General features: G+C 47.0%; 20 protein-coding genes and 1 pseudogene. 11 read left to right on the plus strand and 10 right to left on the minus strand.

Features of this window, described 5'->3' with window-relative positions; genetic code table 11:
* Positions 1-39: 39 nt before the first annotated feature.
* The 7 genes from AB7038_RS02680 to AB7038_RS02710 all read right to left on the minus strand — a co-directional run bounded on the left by AB7038_RS02680 (position 40) and on the right by AB7038_RS02710 (position 4,409).
* Complete coding sequence (locus AB7038_RS02680; protein WP_369452700.1) at positions 40-753, minus strand: substrate-binding domain-containing protein; 714 nt, start codon at positions 751-753, stop codon at positions 40-42.
* Positions 753-1,799 (minus strand): ABC transporter substrate-binding protein, encoded by a 1,047-nt coding sequence (locus tag AB7038_RS02685; RefSeq protein ID WP_369452701.1) that lies wholly within the window; start codon positions 1,797-1,799, stop codon positions 753-755. The genes AB7038_RS02680 and AB7038_RS02685 overlap by 1 nt, the downstream gene beginning before the upstream one ends.
* Before the next feature lie 220 nt (positions 1,800-2,019).
* Positions 2,020-2,331 carry a hypothetical protein gene (locus AB7038_RS02690; RefSeq protein WP_369452702.1) on the minus strand — a complete coding sequence of 104 codons (312 nt, stop codon included), beginning with the start codon at positions 2,329-2,331 and terminating at the stop codon, positions 2,020-2,022.
* Between the two features lie 21 nt (positions 2,332-2,352).
* Positions 2,353-2,685, minus strand: coding sequence for a hypothetical protein (locus tag AB7038_RS02695; protein WP_369452703.1), 333 nt, complete (start codon positions 2,683-2,685; stop codon positions 2,353-2,355).
* 14 nt (positions 2,686-2,699) lie between these two features.
* The gene (locus tag AB7038_RS02700) at positions 2,700-2,981 is read right to left on the minus strand and encodes a hypothetical protein (RefSeq protein WP_369452704.1); all 282 of its coding nucleotides are present in this window, start codon (positions 2,979-2,981) and stop codon (positions 2,700-2,702) included.
* Between the two features lie 342 nt (positions 2,982-3,323).
* Positions 3,324-3,494 carry a hypothetical protein gene (locus tag AB7038_RS02705; protein WP_369452705.1) on the minus strand — a complete coding sequence of 57 codons (171 nt, stop codon included), beginning with the start codon at positions 3,492-3,494 and terminating at the stop codon, positions 3,324-3,326.
* Positions 3,495-4,001: 507 nt separating this feature from the next.
* Positions 4,002-4,409, minus strand: coding sequence for a hypothetical protein (locus AB7038_RS02710; protein WP_369452706.1), 408 nt, complete (start codon positions 4,407-4,409; stop codon positions 4,002-4,004).
* A 131-nt stretch (positions 4,410-4,540) separates the two neighbouring features.
* On the opposite strand from AB7038_RS02710, the pseudogene AB7038_RS02715 reads away from it, so the two are divergent.
* The 3 genes and pseudogenes from AB7038_RS02715 to AB7038_RS02725 all read left to right on the plus strand — a co-directional run.
* A pseudogene (locus AB7038_RS02715) lies at positions 4,541-4,855 on the plus strand (tyrosine-type recombinase/integrase); the annotation flags it as partial.
* 271 nt (positions 4,856-5,126) lie between these two features.
* On the plus strand, positions 5,127-7,601 hold the full coding sequence (locus AB7038_RS02720) for a hypothetical protein (RefSeq protein ID WP_369452707.1): 2,475 nt from the start codon (positions 5,127-5,129) through the stop codon (positions 7,599-7,601).
* Positions 7,601-8,623, plus strand: a complete 1,023-nt coding sequence (locus tag AB7038_RS02725) for a hypothetical protein (protein WP_369452708.1) — start codon at positions 7,601-7,603, stop codon at positions 8,621-8,623. The genes AB7038_RS02720 and AB7038_RS02725 overlap by 1 nt, the downstream gene beginning before the upstream one ends.
* A gap of 283 nt (positions 8,624-8,906) precedes the next feature.
* On the opposite strand, the gene icd is transcribed toward AB7038_RS02725, so the two are convergent.
* Positions 8,907-10,160 (minus strand): NADP-dependent isocitrate dehydrogenase, encoded by a 1,254-nt coding sequence (icd, locus tag AB7038_RS02730; RefSeq protein ID WP_004238119.1) that lies wholly within the window; start codon positions 10,158-10,160, stop codon positions 8,907-8,909.
* A 144-nt stretch (positions 10,161-10,304) separates the two neighbouring features.
* On the opposite strand from icd, the gene rluE reads away from it, so the two are divergent.
* The 8 genes from rluE to AB7038_RS02770 all read left to right on the plus strand — a co-directional run bounded on the left by rluE (position 10,305) and on the right by AB7038_RS02770 (position 18,254).
* Positions 10,305-10,946, plus strand: a complete 642-nt coding sequence (gene rluE / locus AB7038_RS02735) for a 23S rRNA pseudouridine(2457) synthase RluE (protein ID WP_369452709.1) — start codon at positions 10,305-10,307, stop codon at positions 10,944-10,946.
* Positions 10,936-11,403, plus strand: coding sequence for an NUDIX domain-containing protein (locus AB7038_RS02740; RefSeq protein WP_369452710.1), 468 nt, complete (start codon positions 10,936-10,938; stop codon positions 11,401-11,403). The genes rluE and AB7038_RS02740 overlap by 11 nt, the downstream gene beginning before the upstream one ends.
* Before the next feature lie 142 nt (positions 11,404-11,545).
* Positions 11,546-12,649 (plus strand): tRNA 2-thiouridine(34) synthase MnmA, encoded by a 1,104-nt coding sequence (gene mnmA, locus AB7038_RS02745; protein WP_369452711.1) that lies wholly within the window; start codon positions 11,546-11,548, stop codon positions 12,647-12,649.
* A 2-nt stretch (positions 12,650-12,651) separates the two neighbouring features.
* Positions 12,652-13,281 (plus strand): high frequency lysogenization protein HflD, encoded by a 630-nt coding sequence (gene hflD, locus AB7038_RS02750; protein ID WP_036405983.1) that lies wholly within the window; start codon positions 12,652-12,654, stop codon positions 13,279-13,281.
* A 21-nt stretch (positions 13,282-13,302) separates the two neighbouring features.
* Complete coding sequence (gene purB / locus AB7038_RS02755) at positions 13,303-14,670, plus strand: adenylosuccinate lyase (protein ID WP_368888887.1); 1,368 nt, start codon at positions 13,303-13,305, stop codon at positions 14,668-14,670.
* Positions 14,671-14,843: 173 nt separating this feature from the next.
* The gene (gene phoP / locus AB7038_RS02760; RefSeq protein WP_369452712.1) at positions 14,844-15,518 is read left to right on the plus strand and encodes a two-component system response regulator PhoP; all 675 of its coding nucleotides are present in this window, start codon (positions 14,844-14,846) and stop codon (positions 15,516-15,518) included.
* 32 nt (positions 15,519-15,550) lie between these two features.
* On the plus strand, positions 15,551-17,020 hold the full coding sequence (phoQ, locus tag AB7038_RS02765) for a two-component system sensor histidine kinase PhoQ (protein ID WP_072870497.1): 1,470 nt from the start codon (positions 15,551-15,553) through the stop codon (positions 17,018-17,020).
* A 112-nt stretch (positions 17,021-17,132) separates the two neighbouring features.
* A complete protein-coding gene (locus AB7038_RS02770; protein ID WP_368888889.1) occupies positions 17,133-18,254 on the plus strand; it encodes a ribosomal protein uL16 3-hydroxylase in 1,122 nt (373 codons plus the stop codon).
* Between the two features lie 63 nt (positions 18,255-18,317).
* Here AB7038_RS02770 and AB7038_RS02775 read toward each other — a convergent pair whose 3' ends face one another.
* Both AB7038_RS02775 and AB7038_RS02780 read right to left on the minus strand, forming a co-directional pair.
* Entirely contained in the window at positions 18,318-19,370 is a 1,053-nt protein-coding gene (locus tag AB7038_RS02775; protein WP_368888890.1) for a fimbrial protein, read from the minus strand.
* A gap of 10 nt (positions 19,371-19,380) precedes the next feature.
* Positions 19,381-21,783, minus strand: a complete 2,403-nt coding sequence (locus tag AB7038_RS02780; RefSeq protein WP_369452713.1) for a fimbria/pilus outer membrane usher protein — start codon at positions 21,781-21,783, stop codon at positions 19,381-19,383.
* Positions 21,784-21,789 lie beyond the last annotated feature (6 nt).

The raw sequence follows: 21,789 nt of genomic DNA on the forward strand, positions 1-21,789 counted from the left end.
TGTTTTAATATAACATTTTCTGTCATATTTTTAATTGCTTCAGCTAAGAGATATAAAACTATTTTCAATGAAAATTTGTTGTGATTCCGCCTGTAACAGGTAATCAGCAAAAGCCTGAGCTACCGGTGATATTAAAGCCATACAATATATTGCCTTAATATTATCTGCCTCCGGGATAGCTATGGTCGCGAGCCCGGGAAGTTCTGACGTTTTTTTCTGATAGTGCCGGTATCCAATAAATACATCTGCCTGATGAGAATAAATCAGCCACTGAGACGCCATTTGTCCCGCAGGGATCACAGGGGAATTTTTTCCGCCCACCAGATGCCGTGTACGATTGCGGATATTTTCCGCCAGTTCCGGATGGTTTTTACTGAGCTCCGAATAGAACTGCGCCACATAATCCCCGCAGGGATCATCAACCGGTGTTGAAGTACCGATAATTAAATCCGGAGCACTGAGTAATTGCTGCCAGTCCGGATACTGTCCGGCTAATTCAGTAGTGGTGGTAATTCCCAGGTAATTGGCAATAAAAGGCTCAACCCTGAATGCTATCTTATTCCGGAGTAATGCTTCCGGATGTGCCCGATCCGCAGACAAAAACAGATCGCACTTTACCCCGGATTCAATCTTTTGCCGCAATAAGCCGGCCGGACCAAAATCACAGGTTACCGGTGGTATTTTATTAGCAGAATAACGGGCTAAAATGGCAGTCAGCGCTCCCCGCAGACTGCCGGCCGCCATAATATGCATTAATGACCGCCCTGATATTGAGTGCGGTAGAATTTCTGATACCAGTTATTAACATCAGTATCCACGTCAATATCGGCAAATTTCTGCGGATACAATTTAGCCGCCATCCATAATTCACCAATCGCCATCGCTTCCGGCATCGGATATCCCCATGCTTTGGCATATTCCGGCATTAAATAGACACGTTTATTTTTCACTGCATCAATAACCTGCCAGCGGGGATCGTTATTAATTTCGTCAACAACACCCGGGTAGCGATCCTGAATAAAAATAACTTCCGGGTTCCAGCTGATAACCTGCTCGAGAGAAACCTGTTTATACCCTTTAATGGTCGCAGCGGCGACATTCATTGCGCCGGCGTGCTGCATCATTAAACCGGTATATTTTCCTGATCCGTAAGTGGTTAAATCCGGGTTTGCCATATAAGCCCGGACACGCTGATTTTCAGGAATATCTTTCAGGCGACGGGCAACTATATTCCTGCTGTCAAAGGTTTGTTTAATCAGCTCTTTTGCATTGTCCGGCTTATTAACGATATCACCTATCAGGGTAATCCCTTCTTTCAGCCCGTCATTGTAGGCTTGCTCTTCATTATCAAGCTCAGGATTCACATTATTTTTGGCGTGGCTGCTGTTGTCTTTCTGTAATGAGATGGCAACAACCGGGATGCCAACCTGCGTGATTTTATCGATCATTTCCTGTGGCGCATAATTAGTAACAAAAACCACCTGTGGTTTCAGCTGTACCAGACTTTCAAGATTGACACTTTTCAGATCGCCCACATTGGGCACTTTCACTAATTCAGGTGCCAATCGTTCATAATTCTGACCAAGCTGCTCACGCCAGTTTCCCATCACGCCCACAATTTTGTCTGTTGCATCCAGCTGAACCAGTAAATTCAATGTCTGATGCTGAAGAACAGCTACCCGCTCAACATGATCATCAATAACAACCTTGCGCCCCAGTTGATCTGTAAACTCCCGCGCCGCCTGGCCGGAGAACGAAAAAATGACAGCAATAAAACCAATCAGATACTTTTTCATCATTATTACCCACCCCAATCGATATATACTTTGTTATATATCGATTGATTTCATGGGTCAACTGTTTCCGGGGGTATTACCAGATGTGCGGACAAAAATCGACACATCGTTCTTATATTAAGGGATAATGTGGTGGTTTATACAATGGCATCGGGAATGAAAAAGGTCACATAATATGTGGCCTGAATAATAATCACTTGAAACAACCCCTGTAACACCCACGTTAATTTCTCAGTTCTACATTTGTTATTTCCCAATAATCATTATAATAGCTGAAATAAATACACACCGGATGCTTTAACATATACGCCAGGTTAAGTACTTGTGCTATATCTTTGTCTTTAGCTGTAAATGACCAGTCATTGCTTTTTTTGATATTTACTCCGGCCGCATCAACAACACGGAACCTGTAATTACCATTTTTTAATTGGATACTTTTAATATAAGCCGAGCAACTATTACCCTTATCGCGAGCATAAACTGAAGACGGAGAAATATAAAACAATAACAAAATAATCGTGATAATATTTTTCATGTAAACCTCGATTGTCAATTTTTAATCTATAGTACTTATTTTTTCAATTAAGTTGAATTTATTCAACCCTGCCGCATATTCTATCTCTATTGATTTCTTTTGTGTGTATACTGTAAAAATATATAACAAAGCATCACTTGATTTTTTCAGATAAAACTCAGAATCCGTTGTTGCAGTACCAACAGGCGTTTTTATCCAAATATATCCGGGACGGCTATGAGCTGAATCATATCCAAACTCTATGATCCTGACTTTATCTCTGATTTTTCGGGAATTATCCTGAGAAATACTATCAGCGAATACAGAACTTACCGAAAATACAGTAAGAAAAAATATAAGTGTAATTTTATTCATAGTTCATCCATTAGTTATGCACTAAGAAAAAGAATAAAAAGACGACCATTCAGCTCATCTATTATACTTTCCCTGAATAAAGAGTAAGATACGCTTTTACATGCAGAATCTTTCTTAGGTAAATTAAGGCAACCATCCAACGAAAAAGGCAAACTGGTCGGGTCATCTTCATAATCTCTGAAATAACCAACCGACAGATTGGTAACCTCCTGATTAGGCACTAAATAATTGGCATTGAGTGTGGGAAATAAATTATCGCCGACATTTGGATTATCTCTGATTTCTCCGTTATGCATATCAATCGAACCATTAACCCATCTGATCTGCCTCGCATTAATTATGGTGCTGCGGTCAATATGTCCCGCAGCATTCACATATTCATGTTACCAACCAAATCGGGTATGCATATTCAGACTCTGATTACGAACAGATTCAGGCAGATTAGGATTGCTGTACGCATTTAATAATGAACCATTTATTTCATAAAAATTGTCTCCCGGAACTGTCGTATATAACCAGACAACATCATCATCCAGAGGCATGATATATTGTGCTATTCTTTCAATAGCACTTACATTTGATGATGTGGATATTAATCCATCAGTGTGGTTCCTGGATGAATCCCCGACAAGATGTGGCTATAACTCTCTGTTATTCCACCAGGAACTGAATCCGGAATTAAAAATTTCATCCGGAGATCTTGAGTCCAGGCGATAAACTACTTCAGGTACCGGTGGCACAGCAAAAGATAAGGCAGAATTTATTGCTGAAAAGAAAAAAAGTAAATAACTAATCAATCTATTCATCATGGCATTTCATTTCCGTATTTTGTCCGTACTATATAAATTACATAACACGAAATATAAATATATTCAGTGCCAGTCAGCGTCATAGCCCATATAGGTTCTATTCGGTTTCAGTACTCTCTCTGTCACATAGAATTTAATAATGTTTATTACAGTCACCTCCTCTTATAAAAAAATATACAATTCGTATTTATAAATTCACAGCGAAATGACAGCAAATAATAACCTACCACAGAGATATACCGGATACTTTTTCATTATTTATAATTACATTCTCTTTTTATATGATTTTAAAACTACCGGAGAATTACAGCAGTAACCGGGCACACGAAAGTCTGAATAATCTTCTGCCTGAGCTTTACCGGAAGTAACCTTAAAACTCTAATCCGGACTGTTTCAGATAAGGGGAAGTGAGTAATAGTGAAAGTTATAATACTGGACGACTCAAAGAGCTATTTAAATTATTCGCATACAAGCCCATTCCGAGCTTGTATATCTATGTTTACACAGTTAATTATAGCATCCTCGCCCACCATCTGAGTATGAATCCTTGTACACCTTTGTATACTTTCCTGAATCAACATCACTGAGCGGTAATCTATCAATCTCTATTGCAAATGTAGTGAACGCCTGGCTAAAACTTCCATTTTTGTATTGATAAATATCAACTTCTGTTTTGCCATCATCAGAACGCCATATTGTAGTTGTGAGTTTAGCGGTTGGATCAGCCGCATTCGCCCGATACAAGCGATATGTTTTTCCCTCGATAACCAAATCCCCGCTTCCGGTAACATGCTGTGGCAACGGAGACACATCAGGACACACAAAAGGCTTTGTAAGGCTAACCTTCGAAGCCAGAGTCATTGAGCTAAACAGCAATGCACTCATAGTTAAAATTAAAAAAGTTATTTTTTTCATTACAGTACCTATAAAAATTAATATCTGACAGATACTACGCCATATTCATCGTAGTTGTAACCCAGTCTTTAGGTTTTACGTTAACAGCATTTTTTGTGCCGGTTTCTATATTAGTCAGAACGATTCCCAATGTGATTGCCGGATGCCGTGATCTGTATGTCAGCAAATATTTAGTTCACTACACACGAAACACATCACAGTCACAGCCCGGCGGCCAGGTAACCGCAAATACCCTGACCACCAACTTTAAAAAAGCCAGGGATAAAACCGATATCGATTGGGGAGAAGGCACTCCTGCAACATTTCATGAAATGCGATCATTGTCAGAACGTTTATACCGGGAGCAAGGCATTAATACCAAAAACCTGCTGGGTCATAAAAACCAGCAGCAAACGGATGAATATCATGATGATCGTGGCAAAGATTGGATCAGGGTGTTGGTATAGTGTTTTATATATCTATAGTTAAGTCTGTGTCTTACTCTCGGAGTTATATACTGAATTTCCACCATCATCTGACATTAAAGCATCACAATGTATTCATTAGAACTGTACGGAACAGTCACTTATTTCAGATTACATATACTGAATTTGACTAATGGGTCATTTCGATTGATAATTCACATAGATACATGATATCCGATATATTACTCTTGATTATGATGATTTTCACCACACTCTACTTCATGCTGTGTGGTGACAGAGAGGCAGGTATTTCTTGATTGATATAATAAGAGTTTGGCTAATTTCCCAATCTTGGTTTTGGAAGTTAAGAACTAGACTTGTAAAAATTAGCTTTCTTGTCGAACGTAGCGCGTACAAACGCCGTAAGTATATTTCCAAAGGGAAGGCTAATGTACGAATCCTTGGTTCCTTCACATGGATTGGCTTAAATAGCCTATTCTGGGTTGCATTAGCATTATCAATTCTGGGTTTCTCTGAGGATTACATTAGGAAAAATACAACCTTACTTAATTCATTTAGTTCATATGATAAAAAGTTTATTATCGAACAGCTCAGACTATACGCACAACTACTTACAGCTATATTCTCCATTTACTTTGCAACTATTGGCATCATACTAAGTACTGGTTACACCAAACTCAGGCGGGACATTATACAACTACTCACCACCGAACAAGTTGGCAGTGTTTATTCGCAGGTTCTGGTACTTTCAGCGGCTTTCTGTCTCAGTGCAACTGCTCTCCAGTTGTTCGGATTTGAACCCGGCATCTTTATTTATATTCTGGGTACATTTTTAACACTTATAAGCTCTCTAGCTTTATTTCCATTAGGTCAAAGGCTATTCAATTTTTTTAATCTGAACCAGTTGGTGCGCAGTGAAATACTCCCAAGAATTGCACGTCACATTGAGGGAGCGGCCAATCCCAATAACTCAGTCTCCCTAGCTAATCATCATTCGAAAGCAGCACACTCAGCTATTGAGCAACTCTGCTACATTGATGACCGTATGAAAGGAGATAAAGCAGGGCTTGGTGACAACCTGCCAGCTTTGAGTGATAACTATATAGCATTGCTTTTACACTATCTTCATCAAAAACACAGAATCAATAATAAAAGTTATTGGTTCCCCAGACGAAAAAAACATAAACAATGGTTCTTAGTTGGTGATACTGCAACGACTACAGCTTTAAAAACAAGTAGCCAATTAATGATCGAAGAAGATGCAGATCACCAATGGCTAGAAAATGTGATCATTGAAAGATTAACCGGTCACATCGAGCTTGCATTCGAAACTGGCAACTTTGAACTAGGATTAAATCTTATCAGTCGACTATCATTGAGAATATCAACTTATGCTGAGCAATTCCAGTTCGATATTGGGATGCAAGAACTTCAGAGAATAAAAGAGCTTATTGAGAAAGCTTTTTATTCGGAAGGTATTGCCACGAATAATGAAAAAACAACCCTGCAGATTGAAATTGCAGATTCGTGGGCCGCTCTAGGTAGCAATCTTTGTCTTGAAACATTGCGCCGCATGATAACTTTTGAAAAGGAACTGAGACAGTTTTTTGATGACGATGTCTGGACGACAACATCCCTACAAATTCTACCTCCTTTTTTACAAGTTGAGCTAGAATTTATTATTGAACATATCGATTTTGAACGAAAGATCGAAGGGCAAAGGTTGTCTAAACCAAAATATATCCAGCAGTTGGCAGTCCAAAAATTATTACAAAAATACGCCAAGTTACTACCAAAAATATGTAGTTTTTACGAAAGTATGGTGCCGAGTTTTATTAACTCACTGACAAAAATGAAGATGTCAGAAGCTGCAACTCAAGTGATTCTCGCCAGCCTACATAGTCATTGGAAATTACCGCACTGGTTTGATGATATTTCCCAAATTCTTATAAGATATGAGGAGTACGAACACTATTCCGAAAAATACTACTTGCTGCCAAAAATTGATACTACTGATATGATCAACCGCCTTGTATCTACACGCAATGAAGCAATTATAATGCTTAGTAAAGCAGAAATTATTGAGCATATTTTTGAACAAAAATACAATGATAAGATACCAGACCATTTTGGGCAGATATACTTCGAGTTAGCAGAAGCGTGTATCCACGCACTTGAGCTGAACGACGAAGATAGATTCATAAAAATTTTCCCAATGTTCATGTCGCTATCCTTACTCGCCTCAGACAACAAATTTATTGACCCTGAACTCAATGTAAGTGAAGAGTTCCGATTGCATCTTATTTCAACAACGTTCAACGATTTAGCGTCAGTATTAGGCTTTGCCATTCTTTATAGTGCTTACTTTGATAATCCTAAATTGTCTGAAGTAGCAGTCAAACAGTTCGAATTATTTATCGCTCAAAGAACAGATAAACAACATTATCTAAAGAAAATGATCCTATTATCAAATTCGTACAGTTTTAGCTGGAGTACCTCACCTAGAAATATAATTCGGTTAAACTGGAAAATGGCATTTGAGCAACGAGCACAACACGATGGATTCTTAGATCGAATCGGAATTAGTAGTGAAAAAATACATAAAAATAAGATTGTTAGAGAGTTTCTCATTTCTCGTTCAGATGCATCTCATTTATTTTTTGCCTTACAAATTCTTCCACAACTTGACTCAATTGACTTTACGGTTGACGATAAAATCACCTCCCTATCCCGTCGTTTGAGCAAAGAAAATAAAGAGGATTCGTAATGAAGGTTATCAAAGCAGCTCCAATTTACCGATATCACTTTGATGATAATCATCTCAATTTTATAGACAAACTTTTTATCCAATCTAAATATAACTCTTCTGATTTCTATCAAAGAATGTTTAATGAAGATTTTGTAAACATTTTTCGTTCGACATCCAGACAAAAAGAAAATATTTTCAGTATCGAGTCTAATGACAATGAATTAATACAAAGATTGTTTGAAAATATACGAACAAGATATAACACTAATTGTATTGATGAAATAGTGCGTGAGTTAGTTGAAGAAATAGCTCAGTCATTGGTTTGGTTTGGAAGAGCTTACTATTTTCTTCAAGATTTACCTGAAAAGAAAAAGATCTATATCAAATCATTCAATACTAACGGTATCTTCCGTTTTTTTAAAACCTATTGTCAATGGATACCGAAACGACGTGAAGAATACCATAATAGTAATATAGAACTGTTACCCAGAGAAATACGTATCTTGGATAAAAATAAATTGATGTGTTTTAGTATGCCAAAATCAATTAGACAAATACTTTCTGCACAGAATCGAACTTTGGCTGCTTTGGATAAACACCAATATGATGGAATTCAATTCTATCCTAAAGCAACACATGAAAACCCAACCCCAAAGAACGACTTTGATTTTCGTGTCTGGCAAGATACGAAAGAGCAGATATTGTATCGAGCCACACGGGATATGGGATGGAATGGCAGGAACTCTGATTCGTCAAAAATTTCAGAATTCTTCGTTTATCAACGCTTAATCCGGTTTCGGAGAAATCAATTGATTTTGCGTAACCATATACTAGGTCAATTAAGTAGCGAATTTACAAGGGTAGGCCGTCAATACAATGCAGAATTCCACATTACGATTCTACCGACAAATAATCTTCCTCAAGTCGATAAACTTGATGATCTTGAAATTCGGCTGTCGAGAGAAGAAGTTAGTTTCACCGAAGTGTTAGACTTCTGCTACGAACGCAAAACGTACCATAAACCTCCCTCAAATAACTAATGGATAACCAATGCTACATATGAGATAAAAATTCGAACAAAGGTAAATTGCCTCTAGGTCTACTAAATAAGCGCAGTTCTAATAGTGTTAATACTTACTCTTCACACAAAGCACCTCCTTAATTAAAAACCCTACACATCTCAATCTCAAACCACCCACAATCTATACAAATTTCATACAATTTTGCTAAATCATTTTGCAAACTTTTTGATAACCATTTCAGGCTGGACAATAAAAAACGGGAACTAATAAGTTCCCGTTAACTATTTCGCCGTAAACTTAATTACATGTGTTTGATGATTGCGTCACCAAACTCTGAGCATTTCAGTAGCTTAGCGCCTTCCATCAGACGTTCGAAATCGTAAGTAACGGTCTTGGCAGCGATTGCCCCTTCCATTCCTTTAACGATTAAGTCAGCAGCTTCAAACCAGCCCATGTGGCGCAGCATCATCTCGGCTGAGAGGATTTCTGAGCCCGGGTTGACTTTGTCCTGACCCGCGTATTTTGGTGCGGTGCCGTGGGTGGCTTCGAACAGTGCGCATTCATCACCGATGTTCGCGCCCGGTGCGATACCGATACCGCCGACCTGTGCCGCGAGGGCGTCAGAAATATAGTCACCGTTGAGGTTCATACAGGCGATAACGTCATATTCTGCCGGACGCAGCAGGATTTGTTGCAGGAACGCATCCGCGATCACGTCTTTGATAATGATCTGTTTGCCGGTTTTCGGGTTTTTCAGGCTTAACCACGGGCCGCCGTCCAGTAACTCGCCGCCGAACTCTTCACGTGCCAGTTCGTATCCCCAGTCTTTGAAGGCACCTTCGGTGAACTTCATAATGTTGCCTTTATGCACCAGGGTGACGGAATCACGGTCGTTATCAATAGCGTAGTTAATCGCAGCGCGGACCAAGCGTTTTGTCCCTTCTTCGGAGCACGGCTTGATACCGATACCGCAATCCTGCGGGAAGCGGATTTTGGTTACGCCCATTTCGTCCTGCAGGAACTTAATCACTTTGTCTGCTTCCGCAGAACCGGCTTTCCACTCGATACCGGCGTAGATGTCTTCCGCGTTTTCACGGAAAATCACCATATCAGTCAGTTCAGGCTGTTTTACCGGGCTTGGCGTGCCGGCGTAATAACGCACCGGCCGCAGACAAACATACAGATCCAGAATCTGGCGCAGTGCCACGTTCAGGGAGCGGATACCGCCGCCGACCGGGGTGGTCAGAGGGCCTTTGATAGCCACGCGGTAGTCACGGATAAAATCGAGGGTTTCATCCGGCAGCCAGACATCACTGCCATACAGTTTAGTGGATTTCTCACCGGTGTAGATTTCCATCCAGGAGATTTCACGCTTGCCGCCGTAGGCTTTTTTTACAGCAGCATCAACAACTTTAATCATTACAGGCGTTACATCAGCCCCGATTCCGTCCCCTTCAATAAACGGGATAACCGGATTGTCCGGAACGATTAATTTGCCTTGTGCGTCAATGGTAATTTTAGCGCCTTTCGCCGGAACAACTACTTTGCTTTCCATCAACCTCTCCTTAATGTTATGTAAGCGCAATGCTTTGTTAATTTTTTGTAATGGCCCTGTCAATACTACTTGAATAATTGCATCACGCAAATCCTAACTGTTTTAAGCTATAATGTAAGTCTCATTTTTTATAAAAAAGATATCATGGCTGTCAAAACTCCCCGAATCCGTACGACCGGAAAAAAACATTCACACCCGGCGGCACAGCGCCATCTGAATAAACCTGTCCGTCAGCGCGGTCCGCGTAAAATGGTTTTGTTTAACAAGCCGTTTGATGTACTGCCGCAATTTACCGGTGAACCCGGGCAGAATACGCTGAAGGACTATATTCCGATCAAAGATATTTATGCCGCCGGTCGTCTGGATCGCGACAGCGAAGGTTTATTAATCCTGACTAATGACGGTGTGTTGCAGGCCCGGCTGACACAGCCTGATCATAAAGCAGAGAAAGTGTATTACGCTCAGGTGGAAGGGATACCGGATGAGGATGCGCTGAATCAGTTACGTAACGGTATCACTCTGAATGATGGCCCGACCCGCCCGGCAGGGGCGGAGATTGTTGCTGAGCCGGAATGGCTGTGGCCGCGTAACCCGCCTATACGTGAGCGTAAATCCATCCCTGTTACCTGGCTGAAACTGACACTCAGAGAAGGCCGTAACCGCCAGGTGCGGCGGATGACCGCACATATCGGACATCCGACTCTGCGTCTTATCCGCTGGCAGATCGGCGACTATACCCTGAACGCACTGAAACCCGGTGACTGGAGAAGTATTAATGACATTTAAGCCTCATATTACCGTGGCCTGCCTGGTCAGCGCCGGTGAGAAATTTCTGGTGGTGGAAGAAACCGTTAACGGCAAAGCGACCTGGAATCAGCCCGCCGGGCATCTGGAAGCCGGAGAATCCCTGATTGCCGCCGCAGAGCGCGAGCTGTATGAAGAAACCGGGATCCATGCAGCGCCCGATGCCCTGCTGAAAATCCATCAGTGGGTTGCGCCGGACGGCACACCATTTATCCGTTTCCTGTTCCGCGTGCAGCTGGAGAGTGAGTGTGAAACACACCCGCAGGACAGCGATATCGACTGCTGCCACTGGGTCAGTGCGGATGAGATTATTCACAGCCCGATCCTGCGCTCCCCGCTGGTAAAAGAAAGTATGTTTGCCTGGTTTGCCGCCGAACCGCAACCGCTGTCTCTGCTTGGAACGTTCGGCGACGGATTCGGGGAACCGGTCACACCGTAATACTTTGCGAAAAAAGTGCCGAACCCGCACCTGAGTGATGCGCCGCTGTGCGTATCATGGTAAAGTACGGCGCTTGTTTTTTTCCCCGGTTCTTCTTCGCGTCACTGTTTGCGGAGCAGACCGAATCGCCGCGAGATCAGCCATGTCAGATAACAGCCAGAAAAAAGTCATCGTCGGAATGTCCGGCGGTGTGGATTCCTCCGTCTCAGCCTATTTACTGCAACAGCAGGGTTATCAGGTGACCGGGCTGTTTATGAAGAACTGGGAAGAGGACGATGATACCGAATACTGTTCCGCTGCCGCCGACCTGGCAGATGCGCAGGCCGTTTGTGATAAACTCGGCATTGAGCTGCTGACCATCAACTTCGCGGCGGAATACTGGGATAATGTGTTCGAGCATTTCCTGGAAGAATATAAAGCGGGACGCACGCCGAACCCGGATATTCTGTGCAATAAAGAGATCAAATTCAAAGCGTTCCTGGAATATGCCGCAGAAGATCTCGGGGCAGATTATATCGCCACCGGGCATTATGTGCGCCGCCGTGATATCAACGGTACCACACAATTACTGCGCGGCCTGGACAGCAATAAAGATCAGAGCTATTTCCTGTATACCCTGAGTCACGATCAGGTGGCACAGAGCCTGTTCCCGGTCGGAGAACTGGAAAAACCGGAAGTCCGCCGCATTGCGGAGCAATTAGATCTCATTACCGCGAAGAAAAAAGATTCCACCGGCATCTGTTTTATCGGCGAACGCAAGTTCCGTGACTTCCTCGCCCGCTATCTGCCGGCTAAACCCGGCCCGATCATGACCGTTGATGGTCAGGAAATCGGTCAGCATGACGGCCTGATGTATCATACGCTCGGCCAGCGCAAGGGGCTGAAAATCGGCGGAACCCGTGAAGGTTCAGACGAGCCGTGGTATGTTGTCGATAAAGACGTTGAAAACAATATTCTGATTGTCGCACAGGGCCATGAACACCCGCGTCTGATGTCTGCCGGGCTTATCGCACAGCAGCTGGACTGGGTATCGCGGGAGCCGCTGACACAACCAATGCGCTGTGTGGTGAAAACCCGTTACCGTCAGGAAGATATTCCCTGTACTGTCACCCCGCTCGGTGATGACAAAATCAGTGTCCGGTTTGATAATCCGGTTGCTGCGGTCACGCCGGGTCAGTCCGCTGTCTTTTATCAGGATGAAGTCTGCCTGGGCGGCGGCGTCATTGAAGCGCGTATTACGGAGTGATTATGGCTAAAAATTACGAAGACATAACCCTCGCCCTGGCCGGGATCTGCCAGGCCGCGCGCCTGGTGCAGCAGCTGGCGCATGAAGGTCAGACAGATAATGATGCGGTTGATGTGATGATCAACAGCATCATCAATAATAATCCGTCCTCTGTCCTGAATGTCTACGGCGACAATGTGCAGAACCTGCATACCGGCCTGTCCGCGTTTGCCGGGATGTTCAATATGACCGGTTCTCAGGGGCTTAATGCCGAGCTGACCCGCTATATGCTGGGTGTGATGCTGCTGGAGCGCCGCCTGAACAAAGCGCCGGGCGCGATGGACGAACTCGGCCGCCGTATTGATAACCTTGAACACCAGCGCGACCATTTTGGTCTGTCACAGGAAGCGATGCTCAATACCATCGCCGGTATCTATGTGGACAACATCAGCGGCCTCGGCCCGCGCATCCAGGTGACCGGCTCGCCGGAGATCCTGCGTAACACCCTGATTCAGGCTAAAGTCCGCTCACTGTTACTGAGCGGGATCCGCAGCGCCGTGCTCTGGCGCCAGGTCGGCGGCAACCGTTTACAGTTGCTGTTTTCCCGTTCACGCCTGGTGGACACCGCTAAATATCTTCTCGCTCAACACTAAAATTACCGGGAGTTGCAACCAATGGAATTATCCTCACTTACCGCCGTTTCCCCTGTCGATGGCCGTTATGGTGACAAAACACGCGCACTGCGCGATATTTTCAGTGAATACGGTTTACTGAAATTCCGTGTACAGGTCGAAGTGCGTTGGTTACAAAAACTGGCGGCGTGTGCAGACATCCCCGAAGTTCCGGCTTTTGATGATGACGCAATCGCTTACCTGGATGCAATTGTCGCGAATTTCGGCGAAAAAGACGCAATGCGGATCAAAGAGATTGAGCGCACCACCAACCACGATGTGAAAGCGGTGGAGTATTTCCTCAAAGAAAAAGCCGAAGCCGTGCCTGCCCTGCACGCGGTGTCTGAATTTATCCATTTCGCCTGCACATCCGAAGATATCAATAACCTCTCTCACGCCCTGATGCTCAGCACCGCCCGTGAAACCGTGCTGCTGCCGGCATGGCGTCAGATGATCGATACTGTCCGTGCTATGGCGGCGGATTACCGCGATCTGCCGCTGCTCTCCCGTACCCACGGGCAGCCGGCAACCCCGAGCACCGTCGGTAAAGAGTTTGCCAACGTCGCTTACCGGATGGAGCGTCAGTACCGCCAGTTACAGCAAACCGAAATCCTCGGCAAAATCAACGGCGCAGTCGGCAACTATAACGCGCACTTATCTGCCTATCCGGATATTGACTGGCATAAATTCAGCGGTGACTTTGTGACCTCGCTGGATATTCAGTGGAACCCGTACACCACACAAATTGAGCCACACGATTATATCGCCGAGTTTTTTGACTGCGTGGCGCGTTTTAACACCATTCTGATCGATTTCGACCGTGATATCTGGGGTTACATTGCCCTCAATCACTTCAAACAGAAAACCATTGCCGGTGAAATCGGTTCTTCCACCATGCCGCACAAAGTCAACCCGATTGATTTTGAAAACTCAGAAGGTAACCTGGGTCTGGCTAACGCCGTACTCGGCCACCTGGCGACCAAACTGCCGGTGTCCCGCTGGCAGCGCGACCTGACAGACTCCACCGTGCTGCGTAACCTGGGTGTGGGGATCGGTTACTCGCTGATCGCTTATCAGTCCACGCAAAAAGGTCTGAGCAAGCTGGAAGTGAACGAAAAACATCTGCGTGATGAACTGGATCAGAACTGGGAAGTACTGGCAGAGCCGATTCAGACCGTTATGCGCCGCTACGGTATCGAAAAACCGTATGAAAAACTCAAAGAGCTGACCCGCGGTAAACGTGTTGATGCGCAGGCGATGCAGGTCTTTATCGACGGACTGGATCTGCCTGACGCAGAAAAAGCCCGGCTGAAAACCCTGACTCCGCAAAACTATCTCGGGGACGCCATCCGTCTGGCAGATGAGTTATAATTATTAACTCACTGATAATTAATCACACAGAGGCAGAAGATATCTGCCTCTTTTTTTATGATTAAACGCATATCGCGCGTATTATTTGGCGTACAAGTTCCCTATCCTTCATGTAAACTGTTACAATTCACATCGTTTCCTGTTGGGATATCTGTCTTTGTAAGGAATTATGTATGCGCGTGCTCATCGTGGAAGATAACAATTTACTCCGCCATCATCTGACGGTTCAGATCCGCGACCTCGGACATCAGGTTGATGCGGCCGAAGATTCAAAAGAAGCAGACTATTTTCTTCAGGAAAGTCAGCCGGATATCGCGGTGGTTGACCTCGGTCTGCCCGGTGAGGATGGCATGGTGATGATCGCCCGCTGGCGTCAGCAGCAGGTCAAAATCCCGATTATGGTGCTGACTGCCCGTGAAAGCTGGCAGGAAAAAGTCGCCGCGCTGAATGCCGGGGCGGATGATTATGTAACCAAACCTTTCCAGCTGGAAGAGATTGTCGCCCGTATGCAGGCGCTGATGCGCCGTAACAGCGGCCTCGCCTCCCAAACCCTGGAACTGGGTATTTTTGTTATCGACCTTTCCCGCAAAGAATTTCTTGTTGATGGTAATGCCGTTAAACTCACCGCGTTTGAATACACCATTATTGAAACACTGATGCGGAATAATGGTAAAGTCGTCAGTAAAGATTCCCTGATGCGCCAGCTCTATCCGGATGCCGAACTGCGTGAAAGCCACACCATTGATGTGCTGATGGGCCGTCTGCGCAAGAAAATCCAGGCAATTACCGATATTGATGCCATCGTCACTGTCCGCGGACAGGGCTACCGTTTCGACGCCGGGAAGTAACAGACGCCACTTAAGCCACTGAGGTATTGCGCATGACCAGGCGGACAACGCGCCCTTTCTCTCTGCGGACCCGGTTTTTACTGGCAACGTTTGCCGTGATCCTCGCCATGACGCTCTCTTACGGCGCTGTGGCACTGGTCGGTTACCTGGTCAGTTTTGATAAAACCACCTACACCATGCTGCGCAGCCAGAGCAATCTGTTTTACAGCCTGTCGCAGTGGGATGACGGTAAACTCAATATCCGTTTTCCGCCGAATTTCTCCCTGAATGCCCCGTCCGTGGTGCTGATTTATGATGACAATCAGAATCTGCTCTGGCGGCAGTATCATATTGACGCGCTGGAGAGAGCCATTCCGGCCAAATGGCTGACCAAAGAGGGGTTGTATGATCTGAATACCTCGCTGGAAGCCACCAAATCCCTGCTGGTGAATACCCCGCTCTTTGCCACGGAAGATATCCGGATTAATGACCTCGATGATGATCACGACGGGCGGATGATCCACTCCGTGTCTGTCAGCCGTTACGGCAAAACCGACACCCTGCCGCCGCTGACGATTGTGGTGGTGGATACCATTCCGCAAAATCTGCAGAAGACCTTCCGTGTCTGGGAATGGTTCGGTTACGTGGTGCTCGCCAACCTGTTTCTGCTCACACCGCTGATCTGGCTGGCGGCACACTGGAGCCTGCGGCCGATTAATGCCCTCAGCGGGCAGATCAGTGCTCTGGAAAAAGGTGAGCGGGAAGATCTGGATGAAACCCCGCCCAGCGAACTGCGCGGATTGGTGCGTAACCTGAATCTGCTGCTGCACAGTGAGCGGGAGCGCTATACCCGCTATCAGCGCACGCTTTCTGATCTGACACACAGCCTGAAAACCCCGCTGGCGGTGTTGCAGAGTACCCTGCGCTCACTGCGCGGCGGTAAAGATATGACGATTGAAACCGCCGAGCCGGTTATGCTTGAGCAGATCGGGCGGATTTCCCAGCAGGTCGGTTATTATCTGCACCGCGCCAGTATCGGCGGTGATAATACCGTGCTGATGCGGGACGTTTCCTCCGTTCCGGCGCTGATCGACAGCCTCGCCAGTGCACTCTCTAAAGTATATCAGCGCAAGGGCGTGGATATTACCGTCGATATTCCGCCTGATATCACCTGGCTGGGACAGCAGAATGACTTTATGGAAGTCATGGGCAACATTATGGAGAATGCCTGCAAATACTGTCTGGAGTTTGTCGAGGTGACGGCGCAGTGGCAGCATGATGCAGTTATTCTGATCGTCGATGATGATGGCCCGGGTGTGCCAGAAGAGAAACGGGAACTGATTTTCAGCCGCGGTCAGCGGGTTGATACCCTGCGGCCGGGTCAGGGGCTGGGGCTGGCGATTGTCACCGACATTCTGGAGCAGTATGACGGCGGCGCAGTTGTCACCGAAAGCCCGCTGGGCGGTGCCCGTATTACCGTGACGTTCCGGCGTCAGACTGTTCACGACGAAGACACAGACTGAGAGCCAGTCTGTTGTTGCCGGCAAGTTATGAATATATGCATGAATATAATATGTCTTTTTCCGTTATACTCCCTTCATCTGCCTGATCACGGCGTTTATTGAGGACGAACACATGGATTATGAACTGAATTTAGACTGGCAGACCTTTATGGAAAGCCACTGGCAAAAACGTCCGTTACTGATCAAAGGCGGTTTCCGTAATTTCCGCGACACCATTTCCCCGGATGAACTGGCGGGTCTGGCAATGGAAGATGAAGTCGACAGCCGCATCGTCACCCGTTTCAGCGGAAAATGGGATGTGCGCCACGGGCCGTTTCAGGCGTTTGACGGGCTGGGTGAGAAAGACTGGTCTATTCTGGTTCAGGCCGTTGATCACTGGCATTTTCCGTCCGCTGCACTGATGAAGCCGTTCCGCTGCCTGTCTGACTGGCGGATGGATGACCTGATGATTTCCTATTCTGTGCCGGGGGGTGGTGTGGGTCCGCATCTGGATCAGTATGATGTGTTTATTATTCAGGGCCAGGGCCGCCGCCGCTGGCGTGTCGGGGAAAAAATCCCGATGAAACAGCACGCACCGCATCCGGATCTGTTACAGGTGGATCCGTTTGATGCCATTATTGATGATGAAATGGTGCCGGGCGATATCCTCTATATTCCGCCGGGATTCCCGCACGAAGGCTATGCCATTGAGGAATCACTGAACTATTCTGTCGGCTTCCGCGCCCCGAACGCCCGTGAACTGTTCAGCGGCTTTGCCGATTATGTGATTGCCAATGAACTCGGCAGTTACCGCTACAGCGACCCGGATCTGGCGTTCCGTGATAACCCGGCACTGATACAGCAGGGCGAACTGACCAAGCTGCACGGTATGATGCAGGATCTGCTCGACCAGCCGGATGTGTTCCGCAAATGGTTCGGTGAGTTTATTTCCCAGTCCCGCCATGAGCTGGATCTGGCACCACCGGAACCGGCGTACAGCCCGGATGAAATTCAGGAACTGCTGTCACAGGGGGAATCCCTGTTCCGCCTGAATGGCCTGCGGGTACTGCGTGTCGGTGATACCTGTTTCGTTAACGGCGAAGCCCTGATAACCCGGCATATCGAAGCGGCGGATGTGCTTTGCCAGTATGATGAAATCAACGCCGCCATGCTGGGGGATGCGTTCAGTGATCCGGAATTTGTCACCCTGCTGACGCTGCTGATTAATAATGGCTACTGGTATTTTGATGATTAATCAGCCATAAAATAGTCTTCACTGTTCAGATAAAAGCGCTGCACCTGACGTGCAGCGCTTTTTTTACTGGTAACGGATGGTGTAATTCAGGATCGTTTCCGCTGTGCCCGGCCCGATATTATCTTTCGTCTGCACAAAGGCAGCCTGCAACCGGAGCACAGCCCGCTGAGCAGTGACTTCATCAAACAAAAGCGGCTCGCCGAACGTGACCGGTCTGCCTTTATGCAGCAACCTGACACCCACACCTGAGGCACTGCCGTTTTTCCGCAGCAGCTTTAGTGTTCCGGGACTGTTACGTGCGGCAAATGCATTGCCGGTCAGACGAATATCCGCCTGTGTCAGTTTGCTGCACCGCAGTGCGATGGCCAGATTACGGACACTTCCCGGTGCAACAGTGCCTTTACCGCTGAAGTCTGTCCGCGATACCGGTCCTAAATCCATCTCTGTGTCTGTCTGCGGATCAAGATCACAGGAATTTTGCCGGACCGTAAATCCGCCCAGATGTAACCCGGATTCAACAATATGATACCGTTCCCACGGCCATTGTCCGTCAACACGCATTGAGACCTGCCCCAGGTAGCCCCCGGGATGATGTGCCGTTATTTGCGGCTTCAGCTTATAAAGGGTGACCACAACCCGGACCCGGTATGGCTGAGACGGATCCATTCCGTTGCTGATCGTACACAGCCGTTTATTGGCGGTGTTGTTGTCCGGTGAATCACGACCGTCCACATAGTGCGACGATTTCATACATTCCGGATGCTCCGCCACCGCCCCCAGACTGTAGCCGATCCCTCCGGAGAGTTCATAAATCGTGTGTCCGGATACATTTTGTGTTCTGTTACCCGGCATGCCGCCCACCAGCACAAATTCAATATTTTTACCGGACTCAATCCGGCACTGATAAATATCAATACTATCAGACAGTATTATCTCCCCGATAACGCCGCCAACCGGCACATGATGTGCCGCGTTGATAACCCCGCCGGGAATACGGAGTGTGGTTTCCGGTGTCATCAATGTACAATTTTCCTCTGCGGTGGCAGACAAGCTCAGTCCGGCTGTCAGACACAGAAAAAGCCCGGCACGGCATAATGCGTTGATCTGAATAAACATTGAAATTCCTTTACTGACACATCAGCGGGAAAGTGATCAATCCCTGCTGTTCCGGCGGGATTGAAAAATCCGCTTCACACTGTTCGTGCACTCCTTTACCCCAGACAGCCTGTAAGCGCCCCTGCGCCGGTAATCCGCTGAGATACACCTCCCCGTCCTCACCGGTAATACCACTGACGCTGCTGCCGTCTGCTTTTCTGATTTTGACACGGGCAGCGAACGGTACGGCACCCTGCGGGGTTCTCAATGCAAAAATTGCACGGAAACCGCTGTTCACCGCAAAACGGACTGGTACCACTGCACCTTTTGACGGGATCACCTGAACGACCGGGTCATCCGCATCCGCATTATCCGGCAGGGTTTCCGGATCGATACGGACAATATTCTGATGATAATGATTCAACTGAGGAATGACGCTGAACCCGGCATGGTCAGTCCGTGCGGCTGTCCGTGAGGTCAGGCTTACTCCCCCGGTGCCGCCGGTATCCACCAGTCCGCTGGTTTCCCCCGGCGGGCGTGACAGCGTGATCCCGTTGTCATGAATAATCAGGCCGCCCTGAATATCCCCGCTCAGGGTATTGTGTCCGTGACTGTGACTGATACGCCCCCGGATATCCGCCAGATCATGTCGCCAGCGCAGTTCCGCCCCCCGGTAATGTGCTGTACTCTGCTGCTGATAACTGTGTGTAACTGAGTACGCAAAGCGCTGCTCTTCACCCAGCAAACCATTAACAGATGTTTGCAGAGAGGATTTACCTGCCCGCCGGTGGTAATGAAAATGGCTGCGCGCCTGCTGACCGGCAAAATCCAGCGGTACTGACAACGAAAAAGAGACTCGTTTATCCGCTTTCCGAAACTGCCCGCCGGTACGGTATTGTGCATGCACACCATAATGTACCGGGCCAATATGACCGGAATAGCCGGCATCCCTGCTGATCAGTACCCGGTATCCGCGCCCGTCATGGCCGGTACGGTTGTAGTCATATCCTGACGATAACGCACCGTTATCTCCCGGCAGCGGTTGCAGCAGCCTGACCTGCCATTGCCTTGATTGCTGATCATGAGTCGCCCCGCTATTAAGTAACGTTCCGGTCAGCGGAAAAAAATTCTGATAATTCAGCCGGTAACGCGGATAGTGTTTTGCTGTTGTGTGATGCATCAGAATATCAGCGGAAACCCCGCCTGCCGCTCCCATATTGACACCCGCCCCCACACCGCTGCTCAGGGCATGCTGTGCCGCATAACCACCACCGTACAGCGTCAGGACAGAGTTAATGCCGTATGCCGCCGTACTTTTCACAAACAGATCCTTGTTATTATTTCTGTTCCCGCTGTATCTTCCTGCATCCAGCGTGTAGCTGAGCCTGCCTTCCCGTTGCATGACAGGAACTGCGGCTCCGTGCCGGGTAAAATGCTGTACAGTGCCGTCAGCCTCCTCAATGGTGACATCCAGTTCCGTTCCCTGAAAAGACGTGTTCAGATCATCGATAACAAACTCACCGGCCGGTAGTGTTTCACGGCGGATAACCATACCCTGCTGCCTGATAGTCAGTTCCGCACTCTGCCCGGCGATACCACTGATAACCGGTGCATACCCCTGCTGATTCAGCGGATACATATCCCCTTGTGAAGCCAGCCTGATCCCTCTGAATGCGCGGCTGTCAAACAACACATCACCGCTGAACAGCTCCCCCAGCTGTAACTCACTGCGCAGAGGTGCAATAGCGCGGTACATCCACAGCCGTTCTGACTGCCATGTCATTTTCCGGTTCCGGTATTCTGCTCTGCTGTGATGGCGAAGCCGCCAGAATCCGGTATTAAAACCACTCTGCAGTAACAGGGTATGTCCGGTGTGATCACTGAATCTTCTGCTCTGCCGGGAGACACGGTAATCATAATTGAGCATAAATGCAGTAATCCCGGGTTCCCATAATGAAGCATCCGCTGCCCGTTGTTCATCTGTCAGAAAAAATCGCTGCGGGATCGTAATATCCAGAGCCTGTTGTACCGCATCAAAATTCAGCACAACACCGCTGACCAGCCCGGTAATATCCGCAACCGGTGCCGTGTTTTCCGTTTCAGCAAATGCCGGCGATGCATCAGGCCGTAATCCCCAGATCAGCCATTGTTTTCGGGTGACTTGCGGCAGCAACTTTTTGTGTTGCGGATGATAATGAAATTCCAGCCAACCGCTGCTTACTCTGCGCTGATTAACCCTGACTGACACAAAATAGCGCCCTTCTTCCTGAAACTGCCGTTCACGCAGATACTGAAACTGCACGGGATCCATCACCGGGTTATCACCGTTCAGACCCAGTGCCGCCGGATTAAAATACGGTGCCGCCCGGGTCTTTCCGGAAAAAAAAACAGGAAGCAGCACCAAAAGAAAAAAATAAGGTGTTTTCAGTTGCATAATAAT

The sequence above is a fragment of the Morganella morganii genome (genome assembly GCF_041099235.1).
Classification (GTDB): domain Bacteria; phylum Pseudomonadota; class Gammaproteobacteria; order Enterobacterales; family Enterobacteriaceae; genus Morganella; species Morganella morganii_E.